The organism is Novosphingobium sp. PASSN1 (assembly GCF_002278815.1).
The window spans coordinates 497,751-522,028 of record NZ_NKIS01000003.1 but is presented as its reverse complement, the minus strand read 5'-3'; the positions used below and the strand labels follow the sequence as shown (position 1 = coordinate 522,028).

Genomic DNA, 24,278 nt, shown 5'->3' with positions numbered 1-24,278 from the left:
TCACGCCGCGATGGCGGCGTCGCTGGCGAGCTTGTCCACCCGTTCGTTCTCCGGGTGGCCGTCGTGCCCCTTCACCCAGACCCATTCGATCTGGTGCGGGCGCGCGGCGGCCAGCAGCGCGCGCCACAAGTCCTCGTTCTTGACCGGCTTGTTGTCGGCGGTTTTCCAGCCCTTCTTCTGCCAGCCGAACACCCACTTGGTGATGCCATCGAGGACATACTTGCTGTCGGTGTGCAGCGTCACGCGGCAGGGGGCCTTGAGCGCTTCTAGCCCGCGGATCGCGCCCATCAGTTCCATGCGGTTGTTGGTCGTCAGCTTTTCGGAGCCGGACAGCTCCTTTTCCGCTTCCCCCATGCGCAGCAGCGCGCCCCAGCCGCCCTTGCCGGGATTGCCCTTGCACGCCCCGTCGGTGAAAATCGCAACGTGCTTCACGCGAACATCCCCGGATTGGCCTTGTAGAAGCCCAGCCGCCGCGCCGGCCCCATCGGGTCCTTCGGCGTCACGAGCGCATCGGCAGGCGTGTTGAGCCAATCCCACGCGCGGCTCATCGCAAAGCGCATCGCCGCGCCTTGCCCCAGTAGCGGCAGTGCGGCGCGTTCTTCGGCTGAGAGCGGGCGGACGCTTTCGTAGCCCTCTATCAGTGCCTGCGAGACGTCAGCGCGGAAGGCATCATCCTTGTCGAAGCTCCACGCCACGTGCGTCACGGCCAGATCGTAGGCGATGATGTCGTTGCAGGCGAAGTAGAAGTCGATCAGGCCGGTGACGCGCTCATCCAGCATCAGCACGTTGTCTGGAAACAGATCTGCGTGGATCACGCCTGCGGGCAGGTCCGTGGGCCAGCTTGCGGCGAGGCGCGGGAGTTCGCTCGCCACGATCTCGGCCAGCTCAGGGTTGATCCGCGCAAGGCCCTCTGCGCCGCAAGCCGCAGCCAGCCGCTGCCATTCGGCCACGCCCATGCCGTTGGCGCGGACGCTGCGAAAATCGGCCGCCGCCAGATGCAGCCGCGCCAGCTCTGCGCCCACCGCGCGGGCCTGCCCGGCAGTCGGCGTGCTGACGGAAACGCCGGGGAGATATTCGATCAGGGCCAGCGCCTTGTCCTCTCCTGCCGGGCCGGGACGCGACACATAGAGGTTGCCCTCCCGGTCATGGATCGTGCGCGGCACCGGGCAGCCCGTGGCGGCGAGGTGATCGAGCAGCGAGAGGAAGTAGGGCAGGTCCTCCAGCTCGATGCGAAACTCGTACATCGTCAGGATGAAGCGCGCGCCGCTTCCATCATGTCCGGTGGTTTCCAGCAGCCAGTTGCTGTTGGAAACGCCCTCGGCAATGCCCTTGGCGGAAACCAGCGTGCCGACATCGAAGCGGGCGATCAGCGCGGACATGTCCTCCGCGCCGAGGTGTGTGTAAACGGCCATGGCTGCGGGCTCAGTCGGCGAGCTGGCGGGGCAGCTTGAACACCATGTTCTCGACCGTGGTGGTGACGGTTTCCTCGGTCACGGCGCGCCATTGGGCCAGCCGGTCGACCACTTCGCGCACCAGCACTTCGGGCGCGGAGGCCCCCGCCGTCAGCCCCAGCGTGGTGACGCCATCGAGCCAGCTTGGATCAATTTCATGCCCGCGCTGGATGAGTTTGGCGGGCGTGCCTTCGCGTTCGGCCACTTCGACAAGGCGCAGCGAGTTGGAACTGTTGGGCGCGCCGATCACCAGCAGCAGATCGCACTTGGCCGCAATCGACTTCACCGCCGATTGCCGGTTCGATGTGGCGTAGCAGATGTCTTCGGCGCGCGGGCCGTTGATATCGGGGAATCGCGACCTGAGGGCGGCTACGATCTCGCGCGTGTCATCCACCGAAAGCGTGGTCTGGGTAAGGAAGGCGAGCGGCGTGCTGGTGGGCAGATCGAGCGCGGTCACATCGTCCAGCGTCTCGACCAGCGTGATCGATCCTTCGGGAACCTGGCCCATCGTGCCGATCACTTCGGGATGCCCCTTGTGGCCGACGAACAGGATATGCCGCCCGGCCTCGACCTGGCGTTCGGCCTGGCGGTGAACCTTGCTGACAAGCGGGCACGTGGCATCGAGCCAGTCCAGCCCGCGCTCCGTGGCGGCGGCGGGCACGATCTTGGGCACGCCATGTGCGGAAAACACCACCGGCGCGCCATCGGGCACGTCGTCCAGTTCTTCCACGAAGACCGCGCCCTTGGCCTTCAGTCCATCGACCACGAAGCGGTTGTGCACGATCTCGTGCCGCACGAACACCGGCTGGCCGAACCGGTCGAGCGCGCGCTCCACGATCTCGATCGCGCGGTCCACTCCGGCGCAGAAACCGCGCGGTGCGGCGATCAGCAGCTTGAGCGGGGCGAGCGGTGAATCGAGGCCGGCGGGCGAAGCAGGTGCAATGGTGGTCATCGCGCGCGACCTTAGCAGCGGTGCGCGCGCCCGGCAAACCCGCTGAGCTGGGAGATGGGCCGGGACATGAGTCGGGACAGGCGGCATTGCGCCTTGGGAGCGGGGTGGGTAGAGGAAGCGAGACTACGCAATCCCGAGGATGCCTGAATGACCCTGCCCGCTTTCCGCCCATCCTCGCTTGCCCCGCTGGCTGCGCTCGCCCTTGTCGGTGCGCTGGGGGGCTGCAAGAGCGGCGGCGGCGAACTGGTGGTGGACGACAGCGTGGGCGTGACCGCGCTGCGCAGCCCGTGCCCCATTGTCGAGATTCCGGAAATGACCGGCGATGTGACGCTGATGTCCGCGCCCGGCCGCACCGATGCCGGCGCAATCGACGTGACGGCTGCGATCACCAACTTGCGCAGCACTTGCGACGACGCCAAGGGCCAGACCGAACTGCACACCGAGGCGACCTTCGACGTCTTTGCCCGCCGCATCGATACGCGCGGCGCGCGGCGCGTGGTCCTGCCCTATTTCTCGGCCGTGATGCGCGGCGGCAATGTCGTGATCGCCAAGCGGCTGGGTTCGGTGACGCTCGATTTCGCCGACGGGCAGGAGCGGGCGCAGGCGCAGGGCCGTGCCGCCTCGACCGTGAACCGCGCCGAGGCGACGCTGCCCGAAAGTGTGCGCAAGCTCCTCACCAAGAAGCGCAAGGCCGGGCAAGCCGATGCCGCGACCGACCCCCTCGGCCTGCCCGAAGTGCGCACGGCGCTGGCGAAGGCCAGTTTCGAACTGGTGGTGGGCTTTCAGCTGACCGACGCGCAGCTCGCTTACAACGCCACGCGCTAACCGGGCATTCCCTCTTGCGCCAGCTTCGGCTAACGGCGCGGGCATGACTGATACCGAAACCAGCGCCGCTCTTCCCCTGTTCGCCGATTTTGCCGGTGTGATCGACCGCGCGCTCGATGCGCTGGTCGCTGCCGGGACGCTGCCGCAGGGGCTGGCACGCGGCGGCGTGACGTGCGAGCCCCCGCGTGAGGCGAGCCACGGCGACATCTCCACCAACGCCGCGATGGTGCTGGCCAAACCCGCCGGAACCAACCCGCGCGCGCTCGCCGCGCTGCTGGTCGAGGAACTTGTCCGCGAGCCGCGCATTGCTTCGGCGGAGATCGCCGGGCCGGGCTTCATCAACTTGCGGCTGGCCGATGGCGCGTGGCTGACCGAACTGGCGCTGATCGCCGCAAGGGGGGCGGACTATGGCCGCTCCACCGTGGGCGGTGGCACCATGGTCAATGTCGAATATGTCTCTGCCAATCCCACCGGGCCGATGCACATGGGCCACTGCCGGGGCGCGGTGGTTGGCGATGCGCTGGCCAGCCTGCTCCAGTTTGCCGGGCACCGGGTGACGCGCGAATACTATGTCAACGATGCGGGCGCGCAAGTCGATGTGCTCGCGCGCTCGGTCCACATGCGCTACCTTGAGGCGCTGGGCGAGGCGATCACGATCCCCGAAGGCCTCTATCCGGGTGATTATCTCGTTCCGGTCGGGCAGGCGCTCGCGGCAGAATTCGGCGATACGTACGCCAAGGCCCCCGAAGCCGATTGGCTGATCCCGTTCCGCACCCGCGCCGTCGCGGCGATGATGGACATGATCCGCGCCGATCTTGCCACGCTGGGCATTCACCACGATCTGTTCTCGTCCGAAGCCGAGCTTCAGGCCTCGGGCAAGGTCGAGGCGGCGGAGGCGTGGCTGCGCGCGCATGATCTGGTCTATGATGGCGAACTCGAAGCGCCCAAGGGCAAGACGCTGGACGATTGGGAGCCTGTGGCGCTGCCGCTGTTCCGCTCGACCAGGTTCGGCGACGATCAGGACCGCCCGATCAAGAAATCGAACGGCGCGTGGACCTATTTCGGCGCGGACCTCGCCTATCACTTCCAGAAGGCGCAGGCCGCAGACGCCCTCGTCGATATCTGGGGCGCGGACCATGCCGGCACGGTCAAGCGGATCAAGGCCGCCGTCGCTGCGCTGACCAGTGCTGACGGGGGCAAGCCGAAGCCGTTCGAAGTCAAGCTCGTCCAGATGGTCGCGCTCATGAAGGGCGGCCAGCCGTTCAAGATGTCGAAGCGCGCGGGCAATTTCGTCACGCTGGCCGATGTCGTCGAGATGGTCGGCAAGGACGTGGTGCGCTTCACCATGCTGGCGCGCAAGCCCGATGCGCAGATGGACTTCGATTTCGACAAGGTGGTCGAAGCCTCGAAGGACAATCCGGTGTTCTATGTGCAGTATGCCCATGCGCGGATATGCTCGACCTTGCGCAAGGCGGCGGCGGAAGGCTTTGCGCCTGCTGCGGAGCATGTCGCGCTGCTGGGGGCCGAGGAACTGGGCCTCGTCAAGCTGGCCGCGCAGTTTCCGCGCGTGATCGAAAGTGCAGCTGCCGCGCGTGAGCCGCACCGGGTGGCGTTCTTCCTGTTTGATCTTGCCGCGGGCTTCCACGCCTACTGGAATGTTGGCAATGACCGGCCCGACAAGCGCTTCATTGTGGGACAAGATGCCCCGCTTACTTCAGCACGACTTTTCCTTGCCTCACAAATAGGGCAAGTGATTAAAAATGGCCTCGCCCTGTTGGGTGTGGAGGCCGCTGAGGAGCTTTGACGCGATGGTTATCAGCGTAGCGGACGGGAACGAAGAGGGCGGCGAAGACGGCAGCCTGCCGATCAACCCGGCCAATTGGGGCGAGGCGGCCAGCAACGCAGCCGAAGACGGCATCGCGGCGGCTCGGCACGAAGTGCACGAAGTTGCTGATGCGGTGTTGGGCGGCGCTGCGGCAGACCGGCTCGCGCTCGGCGACGAAGAGCGCCTGCCGTGGCTCGAAGGCGCTGACGACGTCGATTTCGAAGAGCCGGCGGATGGCAACAGCCGCATGATCGGCTTCGGCGTGCTGGCGGTTCTCCTGCTGGCGGCGCTGGTCGGCGGGATGTACTGGATCACACATCGCGGCGCGGCGACAGCTGCCGCCGATGGCAGCCTGATCGCGGCGAGCACCGAGCCCTACAAGGTCGCGCCCAAGGATCCGGGCGGCAAGACGTTCGAAGGCACCGGCGATGCCAGCTTCAAGGTGAGCGAGGGCGAAAAGCCCGTGGCCAACCTTGCCGGCAGCGCGGCACAGGCACCCGCTGCACCAAAGCCGGCGGCAGCGCCCGCCGCCGCAGGCGCAGCCCCTGCCGCCACTGGCTCTGGTGTCGGCGTGCAGGTCGGCGCGTTTTCGACCAGTGCTTCGGCGGAAGCCGCGTGGTCCAAGCTCGTCGCTGCGCATGGTGCGCTGTCGGGCCTCTCGCACCGCGTGGTTGAGGGCAAGGCCGACATGGCCACCGTGTTCCGCCTTCAGGCCGTGGCGGGCGACATGGCCGGGGCCAATGCGCTCTGTGCCAAGTTGCAGGCTGGCGGCCTGAAGTGCCAGGTGAAGCGCTGATGTCCCGTTCCTCCCCGAGCTTGCCTCGGGGAGGTGGCAGCCCGAGAGGGCTGATGTAGCGGCGCTTTTCCCCATTATCCCCTGCTTCCGGCCTTGCGCCGGGGCGGGCTTTGCGCGAACCCATCGCCCATGCTTCCGGCGATCTTCGGGCTTTCGGGCCTCACTCTCAGCACTGACGAGCGCGCGTTCTTTCGCGATTGCGATCCGGCGGGTTACATCCTGTTCGGCCGCAATGTCGAAAGCCGCGACCAGCTGCGCGCGTTGACCGATGAACTGCGCAGCGTGCACGGGCGGGACCGCACGTTCATCTGCATCGATCAGGAAGGCGGGCGGGTCGCGCGGATGAAGCCGCCGGTCTGGGCATCCTATCCGCCGGGCGGGGCGTTTGACAGGCTCTATGAAACTGCGCCGCTCAGTGCGATCGAAGCGGCCCGCGCCCATGCCGAGGCGCTCGGGCTCGATTTGGCGGAGGCGGGAATCAGCGTCGATTGCCTGCCGCTGCTCGATGTGCGGCAGGAAGGCGCGCACGATGTGATCGGTGATCGCGCGTTGGGGCAGGAGCCGCTGCGGGTGGCCGCGCTGGGCCGCGCCATGCTCGAAGGCCTCGCCCGCGCCGGGGTTGGCGGGGTGGTGAAGCACATGCCGGGGCACGGCCGCGCGGGGGTGGACAGCCACAAGGAACTGCCCACCGTCACTGCAAGCGCCGAGGAGCTCGAAACCGACCTTGCGCCGTTCCGCAGCCTCAATGACAGCCTGATCGGCATGACCGCGCACGTGCGCTACACCGCGTGGGACAACGAGAACCCTGCAACGCTCTCCACCACCGTGATCCGCGATGTGATCCGGGGTCGCATCGGCTTCGATGGCCTGTTGCTGACGGACGATCTCGATATGCAGGCGCTGGGCGGCGCGGTGCCCGACCGCGCGGCGCGGGCGCAGGCAGCGGGCTGCGATATTGCGCTCAATTGCTGGGCGAAGATGGGCGACATGGTGGGGATCGCGCAGGCGCTGGCCCCGATGTCCGCCGAGACCGCCGGGCGGCTGGAGCGGGCGCTCGCCCCCACTGGCGATTTCAGCGCGCCGGTGGATTACGCGCGGCAGGCCGAACGCACCGCCACGCGAGATCGGCTGCTGGCGCTGGCGTGACGGAAGAGGCCGCTCTTGCGCCGCTCGCAGCGGACGATTGGGATGCGGCCCCGCTCGATGTTCCGCCCGAGGCGAGCGAGACGCTGACGCTCGCCATCGACGGCTGGGAAGGGCCGCTGCACTTGCTGCTCGATCTGGCGCGGCGGCAGAAGGTCGATCTGCGCAAGATCTCGATCCTCGCGTTGGTCGATCAGTACCTGGAATTCGTGGAGCGGGCAGGCGCACAGCGGCTCGAACTCGCGGCGGATTATCTGGTCATGGCGGCGTGGCTGGCGTGGCTGAAATCGCTGCTGCTGCTCCCTCGCGATCCCGAAGTGCAGCCCAGCCCCGAAGAATTGGCGCTGCGCCTGCAGCTTCGGCTCCAGCGGCTCGGCGCGATGCGCGAGGCCGGCGCGCGGCTGATGGCGCGGGACCGGCTGGGCCGCGATGTATTTCCGCGCGGCGCGCCGGAGGGGCTGCGCACCGAGCGGCAGGTGCGCTGGCGGTGCGATCTCTTCGCGCTGATGCAGGCCTATGGCCATGTGCAGCATCGCGGGCGTCCGGTGGTCCACATGGTCCGCGCGCGGCCGGTGATGACGCTGGAAGCCGCCATCGCGCGGGTGGAGTCGCTGATCGGCGCGGCGATTGACTGGACCGAGCTTCGGCTGTTCCTGCCGCCGCAGGAGGCCGGGGCCGATCCGCGCCTGGCCCGTTCGGCGCTGGCGTCCAGCTTCGTGGCGGCGCTGGAACTGGCGAAGCAGGGCAAAGTGGAAATCGCGCAGGAAGCCACGTTTGCGCCCATCATGCTGCGGCGAGGCGCTGCGTGAACGAGATCGAACGCGCGGTCGAAGCGGCGCTGTTTGCCGCCGAAGCGCCGATGAGCGCCGAGGAGCTTTCGCGCCATCTTGCCGGATCGGATGGGGGCGCGGATGTGGCTGCAGCGCTGGAAGCACTCGCCGCGCACTATGCCGGGCGCGGGGTGGAACTGGTCTCGCGCGGTGAACGCTGGCACTTCCAGACCGCACCCGATCTGGCCCACCTGCTGCGGCGCGAGCGCGAGGACGTGCGCCGCCTTTCGCGCGCGGCGACCGAGGCGCTGGCGATCATCGCCTATCACGAACCGGTCAGCCGTGCCGAGATCGAGGCGATCCGCGGTGTGCAGACCGCGCGCGGCACGCTGGACGTGCTGATGGAGGCGGGCTGGGTGAAAGTGGCGGGCCGCCGCGAAGGGCCGGGCCGCCCGACGATCTACGCGACAACGCCAGCCTTCCTTGCGCATTTCGGCCTCGAATCGCGGCGCGATCTGCCGGGCATCGAGGAACTACGCGCCGCGGGCCTGCTCGATCCGGTGGAAGCGGTGTTTGCCGGTGAAGCCGATGAAGAGGCGGATGCGGAGCCGGACCCTCTGAACGAAGGTTGACAAAACCGCCGCAAGCTTGCTGGCAGTTTCGCACGAAATGTCCTATCTGAAGGGCATAAAGGAGAACTCCCATGGGCGGTCTGTCGCTTCCGCATCTGATCATTCTTGCTCTGGTTGTCCTCATCCTGTTCGGCCGTGGCCGGATTTCGGAGATGATGGGCGATTTCGGCAAGGGTATCAAAAGCTTCAAGCAAGGCATGAACGAAGGCGCGGAGACGCCGGTGGTTCAGCCGCCCGCGCAGATCCAGCAGCAGCCGGCCGCGCCCGCTGCACCCGCTGTGCAGGCTGAGCAGACCGGCACCGGCGGGAACGCCTGAGCCGTCAAACGCACTTCCGCTTGCACCTTTACTCGCAACTCTACTTGCACTGGGCCTGATCGATGTTCGGCATTGCGCCAGACGAGATGCTGCTCGTCGTGATCGTGGCGATCATCGTCATCGGTCCCAAGGACCTGCCGCTCGCGCTGCGCACGGCGGGCCGCTGGATCGGCAAGATCCGCCGTGTTTCCGGCCACTTCCGCACCGGAATCGAAACCATGATTCGCGAGGCGGAGATGGAGGAGATGGAGCGCAAGTGGAAGGAACAGAACGCGGCGATCATGGCGGCGCATCCCGCGGCCGATCCGGCGGAAGGCCAGAGCGCCGAAGCGGCGACCGATCAGAACGATCCGCCGCCCGCGCTCATGCAGCCGCTGCCCGCGCCGGTCGATCCTGACGTGGCGGCTGTCGCGCCGACGGACCCAATGCCTGGGCCTCTTGCTGAACCCATGGCCGAACTCCTCCCCATCAGCGAACGCCCCGCCCGGGCGCGCGGGCCTGCCGGGGGCGCAGCGTGATGGTCCGCGATATCGACGAGACGCAGGCCCCGCTGCTCGATCACCTGCTTGAATTGCGCACGCGGCTGCTGCGCTGCGTCTATGCCCTCGCGCTAGCGTTCGTGGTGTGTTTCTATTTCGCGAATCAGATCCTCGCGATTCTGGTCCAGCCGCTGGTCCATGCCTTTCCGGCGGGGCAGGGCAAGCTGATCTACACCAAGCTCTATTCGGCGTTCTTCGTGGATCTCAAGGTCTCGCTGTTCGCGGCCTTTCTCGTCAGCTTCCCGATCATCGCCAACCAGCTCTGGGCGTTCATCGCGCCGGGGCTCTATGCGCGTGAGAAGAAGGCGTTTCTGCCGTTTCTGGTCGCCACGCCGATCCTGTTCGGCGCGGGCGCAAGCCTTGCCTATTTCTTCGTGATGCCCACCGCGTTCCGCTGGTTCATCGGGTTTCAGGGGGATCGCGGCGGCCTGCAACTGGAAGCGCTGCCGGGGATCGAGGAATACCTCAACCTCGTGATGCAGTTCATCTTCGCGTTCGGCATCAGCTTCCTGCTGCCGGTTCTGCTGATGCTTCTGAACCGCGCCGGGATCGTCACGCGCGGGCAGCTTGTGGCGGCGCGGCGCTATGTGATCGTTGGCATCACCGCTCTGGCCGCCGTGATCACGCCGCCCGATGTGCTGAGCCAGCTGATGCTCGCGATTCCCTTGATGATCCTGTTCGAAGGCACGCTGGTGATCATGCGCTTTGCCGAAAAGAAGGACGCCGAGGAGAAGGCCAAGGAAGCGGCGGCAACCAGCGCCTGATCCGTAGCCTGCGCGCGCGCGGATGGCAGCGTCTAAAGCACGAAATCCGTCACCTTCAGCGCAGCCGCGCTATCGATGATGAGCACGAAATCGGCATCGGCATCGCCGTCGACATCGGCGAACAGCGTCGTGGTCGTACCCGTCCGGCCCATGACGATCTCCCTGCCTGCGCCCGAGAAGGCGGACACGATGGCAAAAGCCTGATTGCCGTCTGCCAGCGTGCTTGCATCGATCAGGGATAAATCGATCTTGTCCTGCCCGGTGGTGAAATCGGTGATCGCGTCAAAGCTTTCCGGCGCGCTGTCGCCCACTTCGGAGAAGGCGAACACATCCGCCCCGGCGCCGCCGGTCAGCGTGTCCGAATCGAAGCCGCCGACCAGCGTGTCGGTCCCGTCACCGCCCACGAGCCTATCGTTGCCCGCACCGCCCAGCAGGAAATCGTTACCGATCCCGCCCTTGATGGTGTCGTCGCCATTGCCGCCGGACAGCGTGTCGTTGCCGCCGTTGTCGGTGATGGCATCATTTCCCTCGCCACCCGAAATCGCGTTGCTGGCCGAATTGCCGGTGAGGTTGTCGTTGAACTGGCTGCCTTCGAGGTTTTCGATGCCTTTGAGAATGTCGCCGCGTGCATCGCCTGCGCCCGGGTTGGCGACCGTGCTGGAGAGGTTGACGACAACCCGGGCGACGGCATGTTCATAGCTTGCCCAATCGTTGCCCGCGCCGCCATCGATGGTATCGGCCCCTTCGCCGCCCTCAATCACGTCATCCCCGGTGCCGCCCGAGAGCTTGTCCGCGCCCGAGCCGCCGACAAGGCGGTTCGCGCCCGAATCGCCGGTGAGCGTATCGGCGAAGGCCGAGCCGGTCAGGCCCTCGATCGAAATCAGCCGGTCGCCCACTGCGTCTGCCCCGCTGAGCGTTGCCGTGCCCATGTCGATGGAAACGGCAGCTGCCGAATCCGAATAGTCGGCCATGTCGAAGCCCACGCCGCCATCGAGCGTATCGCGGCCCGCGCCGCCGTTCAGCACATCATTGCCGTCTCCGCCGAAGAGCTTGTCATTCGCCGCCCGGCCGAACAGCACATCGTCCGATAATCCGCCGAAGAGCGTGTTGGCCGCCGCGCTGCCATAAATGAAATCGGACCAATCGCTGCCGATCACGCCTTCGATCGAAACATAAGTATCGTCCTGCGCGACACCGAGATCGCCGATCCCCGCAGTTAGATCGAGCGAAACGGATTCGAGTGCATTGGCATAGCTCACCGTATCGAAGCCGGTCCCGCCATCGATCTTGTCCACATTGGCGCCCGGCAGGATGAGATCCCGGCCAGCACCGCCGAAAATCGTGTCATCCCCGTCGCCGCCGATCAGGGTGTCGGCCCCGGCATCGCCCGTCAGGGTGTCGTTGCCCGAACCGCCGTCGATCGTGTCGTCGCCGAGATTGCCGTAGATGACGTTTTCCCCGTAACCGGCGGTCAGCCGGTCGGCGTAGTTCGATCCGTTGATGTTTTCGATGGAATCGAGAAAATCGTCGGCGGCCGCGCCTGCGGAAACCTGCCGTCCGTAGATCGTCAGGTCGACCGTCACCCCGGCCAGTGATTCGAGATAGTCGATGGTATCGATACCCGATCCGCCATTGATGGAATCGAAGCCGGTGCCGCCGCTGATGGTGTCGTCGCCGTCACCCCCGTTGATCTGGTCGCCGCCAGCCCCGCCGCTGAGGACGTCGCCGCCGCCAAACCCTTCCAGAATATCGTTGCCCGCATTGCCGAACAGGATGTTGCCCGCATCATTGCCGCGCAGGATGTCGTTGAACTGCGATCCGCTCACACCCTCGATCGAGGTGAGGACATCGCCTAAGGCATCCCCGGTCCAGCGTTGCAGCGCCACGCGCAGATCGACGCGGACCGACGTGGAGTTCTCATAGAACGCGAAATCGAAGCCGAGGCCGCCATCCAGTTTGTCAGCGCCCGCGCCGCCTTCGAGAATGTCGCCGCCATCGCCGCCCTGCAGCGTATCGTCGCCAAAGCCGCCGTGCAGAATATCGGCACCCAGCCCGCCGCTCAGCAGGTCCTTGCCATCATAGCCGTAGATTTCATCATCGGCTGATGTGCCGGTCAGCGTGTCAGCTGCGTTCGTTCCGTTGAGCACTGCCATGATGGTCCTCCCTAGCCGCTACGCCGATCTGCGCCGGTGCCGGAGAATCGCCTCTCCGGTTCCCGTCCCTGCGCAAGGGGCAGCCTATTCGCGCCGTCACGTTATGACGACAGGGAATTGCTTCGGTTGTGGCTTGGGTCACATTCCGACCCATCACGGTGATCCGGATTGGGCGGAATGTGCGGCAATCAACGCTTGGGCGCGGGCGCGGCGCTTTGGGTGCCGCCTTCCGGCGTTGCCGCATCCCACACTTTGCCGCCGCCGACCCACGTTTCGAGCACCTTGGTCTGGCGGATGGCGGACGGAGTGGCGGTCATCGGATCGGTGTCGACGAAGATGAAATCGGCGCGCAGGCCAGGGGCGAGGCGGCCGAAGCGTTTCTCGGCAAAGCCCGCGTAAGCGGCATCCGCTGTATAGGCCGCCAGCGCGGTTTCGCGGGTGACGCGTTCCTGCGGCTGCCAGCCGCCAGCGGGCTGGCCATTTTCATCGATCCGGCTGATCGCGGCCGCAAAACCGGCCCACGGATCGGCGCGCTCTACCGGGGTGTCCGAGCCGAATGCGAGCGATGCACCGTTCGCCTTGGCCGTAGCCCAGGCATAGGCACCTGCCAGCCGCTCCGGCCCGAGCCGTGCTTCGGCCATCAGGCGGTCCGAGGTCTGGTGGATCGGCTGCATCGAGGCGATGAGGCCGACCGATTTGGCGACGCGCGCAGCCACCGGCCAATCGGGTGCATCGATCACTTGCGCGTGCTCGATCCGCCAGCGTCGATCACCCTTGTAGGTCTGCGAGAGGTCTTCCATCGCACCCAGCAGCACGGCATTCGCCTCGTCGCCAATCGCGTGGACGGCGATCTGATAGTTGTCCATCGCGGCGCGGCTCATCAGGTTGCCAAGCTGCGTCTGCGTGAAGTTGGGCAGGCCGCGGGTTTCGGGCCGGTCGTGATAAGGCGCCTTCAGCCATGCCCCGCGCGAACCGAGCGCCCCATCGAGCAGGAGCTTGATGCCATTGAGTCGCAACCTATCGGCATAGAGCCAAGGCGTCGGCCCCGGGCCGCCGATGCGGATCGTGTTATCGATCCCCGCGCCATAAACCATGATGCGCACATAAAGCGTGTTGGCATCACCGGCGCGACGGAAGGTCTGCCAGTCTTCCATGGTCGCGCCCATGTCCGCGACAGCGGTGAGGCCGCGGCGATAGAAATCCTGCTGGGCGAGTGCGAAGGCGGTGTCGTAGTCGCGCGCGGTAGGCGGCGGGACGAGCTTTTCGATCAGCGGCCGGGCATTGTCCACCAGCACGCCTGCGGGGGTGCCATCGGCGAGTCGAATGATCTCGCCTCCAGCCGGGGCCTGCGTGGCGGCGGTAACGGCGCCTGCCTTGAGCGCGGCGCTGTTGGCCCAATTGGCATGGCCGTCCGCGCGTTCGAGCCAGACGGGTCGGTCTGCCACCACGGCATCGAGTTCGGCAGCGGTGGGGAAGCGGCCCAGGTTCCAGCGTTCCTGGTTCCAGCCGCCGCCCAGCAGCCACGGACGATCCGGGTGCGCCTTGGCATAGTCTGCGATTTTTGCGAGTGCCTCGCTCAGGCTCTTCGTATCGGACAGGTCCAGCGTCAGCGCGGCAAAGCCAGTGCCCATCACGTGGACATGCGCGTCGATCATGCCCGGAAGCATGATGCGGCCCTTGCCGTCGATGCGGTACTGGAAGCCCTTCTTCGGCGTCTTCTCGCCTTCGTGGATCAGCGATTTCACCACCCCGGCATCATCGAATACCATGGCCTTGAAGCGTTCGACATGGCCGTCGGCGCCGATGGTCTGGCCCTGCACATTGTCGACGAGGGTGTCGGCCCAAGCTGTTTCTGAGGCGGCGGGGGCGGTGACGAGGACGGCCAGCGCGGCGAAAAGGGCTGGGCGCGCCATCATGCATTGCCCCGGCGCGGCAGGCGGCGGATCAGCGCGCTGGTGTCCTGCCGCCCGCCGCCAAGCGCCTGCACATCGGCATAGAACTGGTCGATCAGTCCGGTGACGGGGACGCTGGCCCCCACGCCGCGCGCTTCCTCGATCGCAAGGCCGAGATCCTTGCGCATCCAGTCCACCGCGAAGCCGAAGTCGAACTCATCCTTGGCCATCGTGTGCCAGCGGTTGTCCATCTGCCACGATTGCGCGGCACCGCCGGAAATCGCCTCGAACACCTTGTCCAGATCGAGCCGCGCGGCCTGCGCGAAGCGGATCGCCTCGGCAAGACCCGCAATGGCCCCGGCGATGCACATCTGGTTGGCCATCTTGGCGGTCTGCCCTGCGCCCGGCTTGCCCACATGAGTCACGCGCTTGGCATAAGCGGCGAGCACGGGGCGCGCGGCATCCACGGCCTTGGCACTGCCGCCGCACATGATCGAAAGCGTGCCCGCCTCCGCGCCCGATTGCCCGCCGGTGACGGGCGCATCGACGCAGAGCAACTCCTTGTCGCGGCCTTCCACCGCGATCTGGCGGGCAATCCGGGCCGAAACGGTGGTATGATCGATGAACAGCGCGCCCCGGCGCAAAGTGGAAAACGCGCCCATCGGGCTGAGTACCACGTCTGACAGATCATCATCATTGCCAACGCAAGTGATGACCACATCCGCGCCTTCCGCCGCTTCCGCCGGGCTGGTGGCAACCCGCGCGGCAAGCCCCGGATGCGCGGCCTGCCACGCTTCAGCGCGGGCCGGGGTGCGGTTGTAGATGGTGAGGGCGTGGCCTGCGGTGCCGAGATGGCGGGCCATCGCCCCGCCCATCACGCCAAGACCGAGGAAGGAAACGTTGAGCGGCTGAGTGGTTACGTCTGTCATGCCGCAGGTTCTAGCCGCTTTGCCGCGCGCTGCCAGCCCCCATCGCGCGGGGCCGGATGCAATTGCGGCTTGTGTGGCTGCGTGCAGCGAGGCTAGCCCCTGCGCCATGCTGCGACGCAATAGAATCACCGCTCTTGCCACTGTTGCCTTCTGGGGCTGCCTCGCCGGGGCGGTGACGCTGGCGCTGATCCCGCACCCGCCGCACTTGCCCGAAATGAGCGACAAGGCGCAGCACATGCTGGCCTTCGGGACGCTGGCCTTCTTCGGCGCATTGGCCTTTCCGCGCTTTCCCCGGCTGCATCTGGCAGAGCGGCTCTCGTTTCTGGGCGCCTTGGTGGAAGTGCTGCAGGCGATACCCGCGCTGCACCGCGATTGCGATATCAGCGACTGGATCGCCGATGCGCTGGCCATCATCGCCGTGCTTGTCCTGCTCGAAATGCTCAAGCTGCCGCGCCGCAAACGCTGAACGCTTCGGCGGTTCCCTTGTGGGCAGGTTTCGATTAGGGGCGGGGCCATGACCACCACCGCTCCCGCCGCCCTGCTGACCCTTGACGACGTGCGTGCCGCCGCCGCCCGCATTGCCGGGCAAGTGGTGCGCACGCCCACGATGTACAGCAAGACGCTGAGCGAGATTACCGGCGCGGAAATCTGGCTGAAGTTCGAGAACCTGCAGTTCACCGCCGCCTACAAGGAACGCGGCGCGCTCAACGCGCTGCTGCAGCTGACCGAGGAGCAGCGCGCCAAGGGCGTGATCGCGGCTTCGGCGGGCAACCATGCGCAGGGGCTGTCGTATCACGGCACGCGGCTGGGCATGCCCGTCACCATCGTGATGCCGCGCACCACGCCGACCGTGAAGATCATGCAGACCGAAAGCGTCGGCGGAACGGTCGTGCTGGAAGGCGAGACCTTCGACGAGGCTTATGCCCACGCGCGGCTTCTGGAGGCCGAACGCGGCATGACCTTCGTCCACCCGTTCGATGATCCGCAAGTGGCCGCCGGGCAGGGCACCGTTGCGCTCGAAATGCTGGAAGATGTGCCCGAACTGGAAACGCTGGTCGTGCCGATCGGAGGCGGCGGGCTATTCAGCGGCATGGGCACCGCCGCGCGCGGGATCAAGCCCTCGATCGGGCTGATCGGGGTGCAGGCCACGCTGTTCCCCTCGATGTACGCCAAGCTCAAGGGGCTGGATCTGCCCTGCGGCGGGGATACCATCGCTGAAGGCATCGCGGTGAAGGAGCCGGGCACGTTCACTTCGGCGGTGCTGAAGAAGATTGCCGACGATATCGTGCTGGTGAGCGAACCTGCCCTTGAAACCGCGGTCGCGCTGCTGTTGCAGATCGAGAAGACCGTGGTGGAAGGCGCGGGCGCTGCCGGGCTCGCCGCGGTGATGACCCACCGCAAGCGCTTTGCCGGGCGCAAGATCGGCCTCGTGCTGTGCGGCGGCAATATCGATACGCGCCTGCTCGCCAATGTGCTGCTGCGCGATCTGGCGCGCTCGGGCCGCCTCGCGCGGCTGCGGCTGACCTTGCAGGATCGCCCCGGCGCGCTGTTCAAGGTGGTGGAGGATTTCAACCGCCATCAGGTCAACATTCTGGAAGTCTGGCACAACCGCATCTTCACCTCGCTGCCGGCCAAGGGCCTTACCGCCGAGATTGAATGCGAGGCGCGCGACCGCGAGCAGATCGACCTGCTCGTCGCGAGCCTGCGCGCCAAGGGCTATGACGTGACGCAAGTGGAGCTGGGTTAACGCTCTTTGTTCATATCCCGGCTGCGGCGCATCCCGTTTCGGTACGCGGCCCGGACCCTGCGCAGCAGCAATGCGAAATCCTTGCTTATTAACTACCTTTGTTGGTTAATCGCTCTTTCACCAAACGCGCGGGTGGGGCATGTTCTTCCTGTCAGCGCCGCCGGATGGTCCGGAGGCGGACAAGGATACCGCCCAGGCCGTGACTGCGCCCGTCCGCTTCCCCCGTTTCTTCGTGACGAGCCCAAGCCCGTGCCCCTATCTGCCGGGCAAGACGGAGCGCAAGGTGTTCACCGAGCTCAAGGGGCCGAATGCCGACGAGCTCAACGATGCGCTTGGCCGGATCGGTTTTCGCCGCAGCCAGACGGTGGCCTATCGCCCCAGCTGCATCGAATGTTCGTCCTGCATTTCGGTGCGCGTGGTGGCGGGCGAATTCGTGCCCTCGGCCACGCAGCGCAAGAACTTGCGGCGCAACGGCGATCTCGTCGTCTCAGCCTGCAAGCCGTGGTCGACGCCCGAGCAGTTCGAGCTGCTCCAGCGCTATCTGGCCGCGCGCCATCCCGGCGGCGGCATGGCTTCGATGGACGAGATGGACTTTGCCGACATGGTCGAGCACACGCCGGTCAGCACTTTCGTCATCGAATATCGCGAGCCGTCGGTGGATGGCAGGCCGGGCAAGCTCGTCGGCGCCTGCCTGACCGACCGGCAGGGCGATGGTCTTTCGATGATCTACAGCTTCTACGAGCCCGATGAGGCGAGTGGAGAAGGCAGTGGCCGCCGGGGGCTTGGCAATTTCATCATTCTGGACCACATCCTCCATGCTGCGCGGATCGGTCTGCCCTATGTCTATCTCGGATATTGGGTCGAAGGATCGGCGCGGATGCAGTACAAGGTGCGCTATCGCCCGCTGGAACGGTTGGGCCGCGAAGGATGGGAACGCTTTGACCCCGATGAGCAGGCCCGCGCGATTGGCCGCGCCGCGACCGCGAACGGGGCCGACCGCCGAATCGCGGACGATACCGGCAAGGACGGTCTCGCTGCCGCGCAGGCCCAATACCGCCACAGTTGAGGGCATGCGGGCCGGGTTTCTGGTCCTCATCCTGGCCCCGATCATCGCCGCCCTGCCGCAATTGGCGCACGCCCAGTCGCGCAGCGCGGATCAGGCGCTGGAAGACCTGATCCCCGATTCCGCGATGGACGATCCCAAGGCCTGGGCCAACCAGACCGAGGCCGCCAAAGTCGCCGTGCCGGATCCGGCCACGCTGCTCTCGCCCGATGCCATTGCGCCGCTGACCGGCATTCCCGCGATCACGCTGGCCTGGCCCGATGCGGCGGAACTGCCGCCGATCGAACCGCTCACCCCCGATGCCGATATCGCTGCGGCGGCCGAGGAGGCCAAGCTTGCGGGCGATGCGCTGACCACCGATTCGGACCCGGGCAGCGGGCGCGGCATCGGCCTGATCCCGGGCGCAAGCCTGTTTGCGATCACGCCGCAGCTCGCGCTGGCATTCCCGCCAGAGCTTGAGGCCTTGCCCGAACGCGCGGCGGTGACAGACCGTTTCGGCGCGCTCGCCTCGCTGCGCAAGTTCGGCAACGAGGAAGACAACCTCGCCCAGCTGACCCGGCGCGCGCGGCAGGATACCGATCTGCTGCAGCAGGTGCTCCGGGTCTACGGCTACTACGACGCCGAAGTGTTCCAAAGCACGACCGGCTATGCCGCACCCGCCGAAGGCAGCGGCGCGGCCCCGGCGATCGACCTCAGGAAAGTGGGCGTGCGTTTCGATGTGCGCCCCGGGCCGCGCTACACGCTGGCGCGGATTGCGCTGGGCGATATCGGCGTTGCGCGCGATACGGCGGCGCTGGCCCGCGCCTTCGCGCTGGCGCCTGGCGATCCGGTCAATTCCGACCGGATCGTGGCGGAACGCGACAACCTGATCGCCGCGCTGGGCGAGGGCGGCCATGCCTTTGCGCAAGTGGGCCAGCCCGATCTGGCCATCGATCATGCGCTGCGCATCGGTGATCTTACCCTGCCGGTCACTGCGGGCGGGCAATATGTCATCGGGCAAGTGCGCAGCTCGCTGCCCGATTACCTCTCCTCGCGCCACTTGGGGCGCATCGCCCGGTTCCGCCCCGGCGATCCCTTCCGCCGCTCGCGCATCGATGATCTCAGGCAGGCGATTCTCGCCACCGGCCTTGTCTCCGCGGTCACCGTCACCCCGCGCGAGGTAGCCCCTGCGGCGGGCGCGCAGCCGGGCGTGGCCGATATCGACGTGACGCTGGCCAAGGCGCCGCAGCGCACCATCGCGGGCCTGATCGGCTATTCAAGCGGCGAGGGCCTGCGCGTCGAGGCGAGCTGGGAAAACCGCAACATGTTCCCGCCCGAAGGCCTCGTGCGCTTTCGCGGCGTCGTCGGCACGCGCGAGCAGCTGGTGGGAGCGACATATCGCCGCAACAACTTCTTCGGGCGCGATCAGGTGCTCACCGCCGATCTCTATGCCCAGACCCGCCGGACCAGCGCGTTCCGCGCGCGCACGCTCTCGTTCGCGACCACGTTCGAGAAGCAGACCACGCTGATCTTCCAGAAGGCGTGGGTCTGGTCGGCAGGGGTCGAACTGCTTGCGACGAGTGAATTGCCCGCCGCAACCGGTTCCACCCGCACCACCTATTTCATCGGCGCGCTGCCGCTGCGCCTGGCCTATGATGGCAGCAATGATCTGCTCGATCCAACGCGCGGTGTGCGCGTCTCGCTGCGGTTCAGCCCTGAAATCTCGGTGCAGAACGGCATGCGGTCGAGCTACATCCGCGGCCAGTTCGATGCGAGCGCCTACCAGCCGATCAGCAGCGGCGTGGTGCTGGCAGAGCGGGTGCGGCTGGGCACGATCCCCGGCACCGGCGTGAACAGCATCGCGCCTTCGCGGCGGTTCTATGCAGGCGGCGGCGCTTCGGTGCGCGGCTTCGCCTATCAGGCGGTTGGCCCCCGCGATGCGCTGGGCAACCCGAGCGGCGGGCGCAGCTTGTCCGAATTCTCATTGGAAGCGCGGGTCAAGACCGGGCTGATGGGCGGCGCGGTCAGCCTCGTGCCGTTCGTGGATGCCGGCACGGTGGGGACAACCGCTTCGCCCACGATCAATGGCCTCAAGGTCGGCGTGGGGCTGGGCGTGCGCTATCAGACCAGCTTCGGCCCGATCCGTATCGATCTCGGTACGCCGCTCAATCCGGTCAAGGGTGATCCCCGGATCGGCGTCTATGTCAGCCTCGGGCAGGCGTTCTGATGGCGAGCGTACCGCCCGAGGAGAAGCCGCCGGCACCGCGCCAGCGCAGCCTGATATGGCGGCTGCTGGGCTGGGGGCGCGGGCTGGTGCTCGCGGGGGTGCTGCTGGCGCTGGCGCTGGTGGGTGCGGTGGTGGTGCTCGATTCCCCGCTCGGCCACCGCTTCGTGGCAGACCGGATCGCGGCCGCCGATACCAGTTCGGGCCTGCACATCCGCATCGGGCGGATCGATGGCACGCTGTTTGGGCAGATGAGCCTGCACGAAGTGGTGCTGACCGACCCGCAGGGCCGCTTCATGGTGATCCCGGAGGCCACGCTCGATTGGCGGCCGCTGGCATGGTTCGGGCTCGATCCGCGCGGCGGCCTGATGAAGGGCCTCGATATCCGCGCGCTGATCCTGAAGCGGGCCACGCTGCTGCGCGCGCCGCGCCTCAGGCCCGGCAATCCGGACGATCCGATCCTCCCCGGTTTCGATATCCGCATCGACAAGCTTGCGGCAGAAAACCTCGTCGTCGAACGCGGCGTGATGGGCGAGCGGCGGCGGATCGATTTTGCGGCGCGCGCCGATATCCGGCGGGGCCGCGCGCTGATCAGCCTGGGCGGACGGCTCGGCGGGCGCGACCGCCTGCGCCTGCGGCTCGACAGTGAGCCGGACCGCAACAAGTTCGCGCTCGATTTCATCTACAATGCGCCCAAGGACGGGCTGCTGGCGGCGCTGACGGGGGTGAAGCGCGATGTTGCGGCGCGCGCAGGCGGTAAGGGCAGCTTCACCGAATGGCACGGCTGGGGCGCCGCGACCGACAATGGCCGCACGCTCGCCGCGTTCGAACTGGAAAACCGCGCCGGGCGCTTCAAACTGGCGGGGCAGGTGTTCCCCGGCGATCTGCCGGGCGCGGCGGGGCGGCGCGCGATGGGTGAGAAAGTGGCCGTCTTTGCCGAAGGCACGGCGGCGGGTGGCGGCGTGCTGCGCGGGAAGCTGTTCGTTGGCGCGGCGACGCTGCGCGGCACGGCGGAAGGCGCAATCGACCTGATGAACAACCGCGCCGAGGCGGTTAAGGTCCGCGCCCTGCTGGTGCGGCCGGAACTGCTGCTGGCTGGGTCGGGTGTGGAGCTTGGCGGCGCGCAGCTCGATGCGACGGTCGATGGCCGCTTCACCCAGCTGGCGATCATCCATGATCTGAGCGCAGCGCGGCTGGCAAGCGGGCCGGTGCTGGCCGAAGGGCTGCGCACTGCGGGCACCGCCTATTGGGACGGCAAGCGGCTGCGCTTGCCCTTGGCGCTCACCGCACAGCGGCTCAAGACCGGGCAGGCGATGGTCGATCCGCGCCTGCCGGGCGCGCGACTGACGGGTGATCTGGTGCTGGCGGGCGGCAAGCTTGTGTCAGACCGGCTCGATCTGGCGCTCAAGGGTGCGTCGGCGCGGCTCACGCTCGATGGCGATCTGGCGCGCGGGCGGTTTGCGCTTTCGGGGCCGGTCAACGCACGGGGGATTGCGCTGCCCGATCTGGGGCTTGCCGATGGCGAAGCGCGGATCCAGCTCACCGTTGGCGGCGGCGAGAGCTGGCTGCTCACTGCCGACGGCGCGGGGCGTCTGGCGCGGATCGACAATGCCACGCTGGCCAATCTCACCGGCGGCAATGTGCGGGTCTTGGGCGCGATTTCGCTGGGCGGCAGCCAGCCACTGCTGGTACGGCGGGGCGACCTGACTTCGGCCAAGCTCACGATGGCGCTGCGCAGCTGGACGCAGGTGAGCGGTGTGACGACGCTGGCCGGGCAGGGCCGCCACCTTGAATACGGGCCGTTCACGTTCGAAGGCGCGCTGGCCAAGGATGGCCCGCGCGCGACGCTCGTGCTCGCCAATCCGCTGCCTGCCGCCAGCCTCAAGGACGTGCGCCTTGCGCTCAGCCCGGAAGGGGACAGCTTCCGGATCGAGACGACCGGCGATTCCCGGCTGGGGCCGTTCAGCGGCCGGATCCTGCTCACCGCGCCCAAAGATGGCCCGGCGCGGCTCGGCATCGAGCGCTTCACCGTCTACCAGACCGAGATCACCGGCAGCCTTGCCCTCGCGCAGCAGGGCATGACGGGCAGCCTCGCGCTCGCCGGGGGCGGCGTTAGCGGGACGGTCGATCTGGCACCCGATGGCGCCGGGCAAGCACTCAAGGCCGCGATCACGGCGCGGGGGGCGCGTTTCGGCGGGGAAAACCCCATCGCGGTCGGCAAGGCCGACATCACCGCCGAAGGGCGGATGGAAGGGGGGAACACCACCCTCGAAGCCTCGCTCAAGGCCGAAGGCATCAGCGCGGGCAAGCTCTTTATCGGCCGGCTTGCAGCCGATGCGGCGCTGGTCAACGGTTCGGGCAGCGTCACCGCCTCGCTCGCCGGGCGGCGCGGCACGAGCTTTGCGCTGCAGGGCACAGCCGCGTTTTCGCCCGAAAGGATCGTCGCATTCGTGGCGGGGGACTATGCCGGGCGCGTCATCTCGATGCCGCGCCGCGCGGTGCTTGAGCGCGAGCCGGACGAAGCCGGGCAGGGGCAGGCCGCAGGTTGGCGGCTCCAGCCGACGCAGATCGATTTCGGGCGCGGCAGCGTGATCGCCAACGGGCATGTGCTGGGCGGGGCGACCAAGCTCAAGCTCATGCTCTCGCGCATGCCGCTTTCGGTGCTGGATATCGTGCTGCCCGATCTGGGCATGGGCGGGCTGGCTTCAGGCATCATTGATTACGAGAACGACCACCTCGGTGCGCCTTCGGGCCATGCGGCGGTCGAAGTGAAGGGGCTCACGCGCTCGGGCCTCGTCCTCACCTCGCGGCCGCTCGATCTTGCGCTGGTGGCTTCGCTTGATCCGGGCGCGCTGCAGATGCGCGCGGTGGCGCGCGAGGGCGCGGCGATGCGCGGGCGCGTGCAGGCGCTGGTGTCCGATCTGCCGCGCGGCGGGACGATGCTGGAGCGGCTGCGCGGGGGCACTCTCAAGGCCGAAGTGCGCTATAGCGGCCCGGCCGAAGCGCTGTGGCGGCTCGCGGCGATCGAGGTGATCGACCTCACCGGTCCGCTCGGCGCGGCGGCGAGCGTGACCGGCACGATCGACCACCCGGTGATCACCGGCGCGGTGGCGACGCGCGCGCTGCGCGTGCAATCGAACCTCACCGGCTCCGATGTGCGCGAGGTGGAGGCGCTGGGCAGCTTTGCCGATGCGCGCCTTAGCCTCGCGCATTTCAGCGGGACGACCGCTGGCGGCGGCACGGTGAGCGGGAGCGGCACGGTCGATCTGACCGACGCGGCGACGCGCGGGGTCGGGCTGGATCTGCGGCTGGCGGCTACCAATGCGCAGCTGATCAACCGCGACGACATGGCCGCGACAGTGACCGGGCCGCTGCGGATCGTCTCCAACGGGATTGGCGGCACGATTGCGGGGCGCGTTCATATCGACCGTGCGCGCTGGACGCTGGGGCGCACCAGCGTGATCGAGCAGTTGCCCGCGATTCCCACGCGCGAAAGCAACTTGCGCGCCGATATCGCCCCGCCGCGCGCGGCCTACACGCCGTGGAAGTATCTGATCGACGCGGCCGGGGCAGACCGCATCGATGTGCGTGGGCTGGGCCTTGAAAGCGAATGGGGCGCGGACGTGCGGCTGCGCGGCGATACCGCCAATCCGCAAATCTTCGGCAGCGCCGATCTGGTGCGCGGCGGCTATGAATTTGCCGGGCGCCGGTTTGATCTCACGCGCGGGCGCATCCGCTTTGTCGGTGAAGTCCCGGTCGATCCGCGGCTCGATATCGTGGCTGAAGGCGATGCCAACGGCGTCAGCGCCAAGATCGCGATCAGCGGTTCGGCGCTGAAACCGCAGATCGCGTTCAGTTCGGTTCCCGCGCTGCCCGAAGAAGAACTCTTGAGCCGGATGCTGTTCGGCAGCTCAATCACGCAGATTTCCGCGCCCGAGGCCTTGCAGCTTGCTTCCGCGCTGGCCGCCTTCCGCAGCGGCGGCGGGCTCGATCCGATCAACAAGGTGCGCAATGCCATCGGGCTCGACCGGTTGCGCATCATCAGCGCCGATGCTTCGGTCGGGCGCAGCACGTCCATCGCGGTGGGCAAATATATCGGGCGGCGCGTGTTCGTCGAACTGGTGACCGATGGGCGCGGCTACAGCGCGACGTCCGCCGAATTTCGCATCACGCGCTGGCTGGTGCTGCTGGGGACGATCTCGACCATTGGCGACGAGAGCCTCAACCTCAAGGCATCCAAGGACTACTAGGGCAAACAAAAGCCCCGCGCTGCCGTG

20 protein-coding genes are annotated in these 24,278 nt (G+C 67.3%); 14 read left to right on the top strand and 6 right to left on the bottom strand.

Annotated elements, in window-relative coordinates; all coding sequences use genetic code 11:
- Genes rnhA through ispH form a run of 3 tightly spaced genes read right to left on the bottom strand, consistent with a single transcriptional unit; the run spans position 1 to position 2,403 of the window.
- Positions 1 to 432, bottom strand: a complete 432-nt coding sequence (rnhA, locus tag CFE35_RS08210) for a ribonuclease HI (protein ID WP_292929832.1) — start codon at positions 430 to 432, stop codon at positions 1 to 3.
- Complete coding sequence (gene thrB / locus CFE35_RS08205; RefSeq protein ID WP_292929830.1) at positions 429 to 1,412, bottom strand: homoserine kinase; 984 nt, start codon at positions 1,410 to 1,412, stop codon at positions 429 to 431. Before thrB ends, rnhA begins: the two co-directional genes overlap by 4 nt.
- A 10-nt stretch (positions 1,413 to 1,422) precedes the next feature.
- Positions 1,423 to 2,403, bottom strand: coding sequence for a 4-hydroxy-3-methylbut-2-enyl diphosphate reductase (ispH, locus tag CFE35_RS08200; RefSeq protein ID WP_292929828.1), 981 nt, complete (start codon positions 2,401 to 2,403; stop codon positions 1,423 to 1,425).
- Between the two features lie 147 nt (positions 2,404 to 2,550).
- On the opposite strand from ispH, the gene CFE35_RS08195 reads away from it, so the two are divergent.
- The 9 genes from CFE35_RS08195 (at position 2,551) to tatC (ending at position 10,014) form a co-directional block, all read left to right on the top strand.
- Positions 2,551 to 3,228, top strand: coding sequence for a hypothetical protein (locus tag CFE35_RS08195; RefSeq protein WP_292929826.1), 678 nt, complete (start codon positions 2,551 to 2,553; stop codon positions 3,226 to 3,228).
- Positions 3,229 to 3,271: 43 nt separating this feature from the next.
- Positions 3,272 to 5,032 (top strand): arginine--tRNA ligase, encoded by a 1,761-nt coding sequence (argS, locus tag CFE35_RS08190; protein WP_292929824.1) that lies wholly within the window; start codon positions 3,272 to 3,274, stop codon positions 5,030 to 5,032.
- A 4-nt stretch (positions 5,033 to 5,036) separates the two neighbouring features.
- Complete coding sequence (locus tag CFE35_RS08185) at positions 5,037 to 5,849, top strand: SPOR domain-containing protein (protein ID WP_292929822.1); 813 nt, start codon at positions 5,037 to 5,039, stop codon at positions 5,847 to 5,849.
- A 129-nt stretch (positions 5,850 to 5,978) separates the two neighbouring features.
- Entirely contained in the window at positions 5,979 to 6,995 is a 1,017-nt protein-coding gene (gene nagZ, locus CFE35_RS08180) for a beta-N-acetylhexosaminidase (protein WP_292929820.1), read from the top strand.
- 83 nt (positions 6,996 to 7,078) lie between these two features.
- The gene (locus CFE35_RS08175; RefSeq protein WP_292929915.1) at positions 7,079 to 7,801 is read left to right on the top strand and encodes a ScpA family protein; all 723 of its coding nucleotides are present in this window, start codon (positions 7,079 to 7,081) and stop codon (positions 7,799 to 7,801) included.
- Positions 7,798 to 8,394 carry an SMC-Scp complex subunit ScpB gene (gene scpB / locus CFE35_RS08170; RefSeq protein ID WP_292929818.1) on the top strand — a complete coding sequence of 199 codons (597 nt, stop codon included), beginning with the start codon at positions 7,798 to 7,800 and terminating at the stop codon, positions 8,392 to 8,394. Before CFE35_RS08175 ends, scpB begins: the two co-directional genes overlap by 4 nt.
- Positions 8,395 to 8,465: 71 nt before the next feature.
- Positions 8,466 to 8,711: a twin-arginine translocase TatA/TatE family subunit gene (tatA, locus tag CFE35_RS08165; protein ID WP_292929816.1), complete on the top strand. Its 246-nt coding sequence runs from the start codon at positions 8,466 to 8,468 to the stop codon at positions 8,709 to 8,711.
- A 62-nt stretch (positions 8,712 to 8,773) separates the two neighbouring features.
- Positions 8,774 to 9,229: a Sec-independent protein translocase protein TatB gene (tatB, locus tag CFE35_RS08160; RefSeq protein WP_292929814.1), complete on the top strand. Its 456-nt coding sequence runs from the start codon at positions 8,774 to 8,776 to the stop codon at positions 9,227 to 9,229.
- Positions 9,229 to 10,014, top strand: coding sequence for a twin-arginine translocase subunit TatC (tatC, locus tag CFE35_RS08155; protein WP_292929812.1), 786 nt, complete (start codon positions 9,229 to 9,231; stop codon positions 10,012 to 10,014). The genes tatB and tatC overlap by 1 nt, the downstream gene beginning before the upstream one ends.
- 32 nt (positions 10,015 to 10,046) lie before the next feature.
- Here the strand turns inward: tatC and CFE35_RS08150 are convergent, their stop codons facing one another.
- The 3 genes from CFE35_RS08150 to CFE35_RS08140 all read right to left on the bottom strand — a co-directional run bounded on the left by CFE35_RS08150 (position 10,047) and on the right by CFE35_RS08140 (position 14,988).
- Complete coding sequence (locus CFE35_RS08150) at positions 10,047 to 12,167, bottom strand: calcium-binding protein (RefSeq protein WP_292929810.1); 2,121 nt, start codon at positions 12,165 to 12,167, stop codon at positions 10,047 to 10,049.
- A gap of 188 nt (positions 12,168 to 12,355) precedes the next feature.
- Positions 12,356 to 14,083 (bottom strand): amidohydrolase, encoded by a 1,728-nt coding sequence (locus CFE35_RS08145; protein ID WP_292929808.1) that lies wholly within the window; start codon positions 14,081 to 14,083, stop codon positions 12,356 to 12,358.
- Positions 14,080 to 14,988, bottom strand: coding sequence for an NAD(P)-dependent oxidoreductase (locus CFE35_RS08140; protein ID WP_292929806.1), 909 nt, complete (start codon positions 14,986 to 14,988; stop codon positions 14,080 to 14,082). Before CFE35_RS08140 ends, CFE35_RS08145 begins: the two co-directional genes overlap by 4 nt.
- A 106-nt stretch (positions 14,989 to 15,094) precedes the next feature.
- On the opposite strand from CFE35_RS08140, the gene CFE35_RS08135 reads away from it, so the two are divergent.
- The 5 genes from CFE35_RS08135 (at position 15,095) to CFE35_RS08115 (ending at position 24,251) form a co-directional block, all read left to right on the top strand.
- Positions 15,095 to 15,454 (top strand): hypothetical protein, encoded by a 360-nt coding sequence (locus CFE35_RS08135; RefSeq protein ID WP_292929804.1) that lies wholly within the window; start codon positions 15,095 to 15,097, stop codon positions 15,452 to 15,454.
- Between the two features lie 48 nt (positions 15,455 to 15,502).
- Positions 15,503 to 16,735 (top strand): threonine ammonia-lyase, encoded by a 1,233-nt coding sequence (locus CFE35_RS08130; RefSeq protein WP_292929802.1) that lies wholly within the window; start codon positions 15,503 to 15,505, stop codon positions 16,733 to 16,735.
- Between the two features lie 199 nt (positions 16,736 to 16,934).
- Complete coding sequence (locus CFE35_RS08125) at positions 16,935 to 17,801, top strand: arginyltransferase (protein WP_292929913.1); 867 nt, start codon at positions 16,935 to 16,937, stop codon at positions 17,799 to 17,801.
- Positions 17,802 to 17,805: 4 nt separating this feature from the next.
- Positions 17,806 to 20,004, top strand: coding sequence for a BamA/TamA family outer membrane protein (locus CFE35_RS08120; RefSeq protein ID WP_292929800.1), 2,199 nt, complete (start codon positions 17,806 to 17,808; stop codon positions 20,002 to 20,004).
- Positions 20,004 to 24,251, top strand: coding sequence for a translocation/assembly module TamB domain-containing protein (locus tag CFE35_RS08115; RefSeq protein WP_292929798.1), 4,248 nt, complete (start codon positions 20,004 to 20,006; stop codon positions 24,249 to 24,251). The genes CFE35_RS08120 and CFE35_RS08115 overlap by 1 nt, the downstream gene beginning before the upstream one ends.
- Positions 24,252 to 24,278 lie beyond the last annotated feature (27 nt).

Coding starts and splice junctions, on each gene's coding strand:
- thrB (WP_292929830.1), bottom strand. CDS start 1,412: ATGGCCGTTTACACACACCTCGGCGCGGAGGACATGTCCGCGCTGATC.
- ispH (WP_292929828.1), bottom strand. CDS start 2,403: ATGACCACCATTGCACCTGCTTCGCCCGCCGGCCTCGATTCACCGCTC.
- CFE35_RS08195 (WP_292929826.1), top strand. CDS start 2,551: ATGACCCTGCCCGCTTTCCGCCCATCCTCGCTTGCCCCGCTGGCTGCG.
- argS (WP_292929824.1), top strand. CDS start 3,272: ATGACTGATACCGAAACCAGCGCCGCTCTTCCCCTGTTCGCCGATTTT.
- CFE35_RS08185 (WP_292929822.1), top strand. CDS start 5,037: ATGGTTATCAGCGTAGCGGACGGGAACGAAGAGGGCGGCGAAGACGGC.
- nagZ (WP_292929820.1), top strand. CDS start 5,979: ATGCTTCCGGCGATCTTCGGGCTTTCGGGCCTCACTCTCAGCACTGAC.
- tatA (WP_292929816.1), top strand. CDS start 8,466: ATGGGCGGTCTGTCGCTTCCGCATCTGATCATTCTTGCTCTGGTTGTC.
- tatB (WP_292929814.1), top strand. CDS start 8,774: ATGTTCGGCATTGCGCCAGACGAGATGCTGCTCGTCGTGATCGTGGCG.
- tatC (WP_292929812.1), top strand. CDS start 9,229: ATGGTCCGCGATATCGACGAGACGCAGGCCCCGCTGCTCGATCACCTG.
- CFE35_RS08150 (WP_292929810.1), bottom strand. CDS start 12,167: ATGGCAGTGCTCAACGGAACGAACGCAGCTGACACGCTGACCGGCACA.
- CFE35_RS08145 (WP_292929808.1), bottom strand. CDS start 14,083: ATGATGGCGCGCCCAGCCCTTTTCGCCGCGCTGGCCGTCCTCGTCACC.
- CFE35_RS08140 (WP_292929806.1), bottom strand. CDS start 14,988: ATGACAGACGTAACCACTCAGCCGCTCAACGTTTCCTTCCTCGGTCTT.
- CFE35_RS08135 (WP_292929804.1), top strand. CDS start 15,095: ATGCTGCGACGCAATAGAATCACCGCTCTTGCCACTGTTGCCTTCTGG.
- CFE35_RS08130 (WP_292929802.1), top strand. CDS start 15,503: ATGACCACCACCGCTCCCGCCGCCCTGCTGACCCTTGACGACGTGCGT.
- CFE35_RS08120 (WP_292929800.1), top strand. CDS start 17,806: ATGCGGGCCGGGTTTCTGGTCCTCATCCTGGCCCCGATCATCGCCGCC.
- CFE35_RS08115 (WP_292929798.1), top strand. CDS start 20,004: ATGGCGAGCGTACCGCCCGAGGAGAAGCCGCCGGCACCGCGCCAGCGC.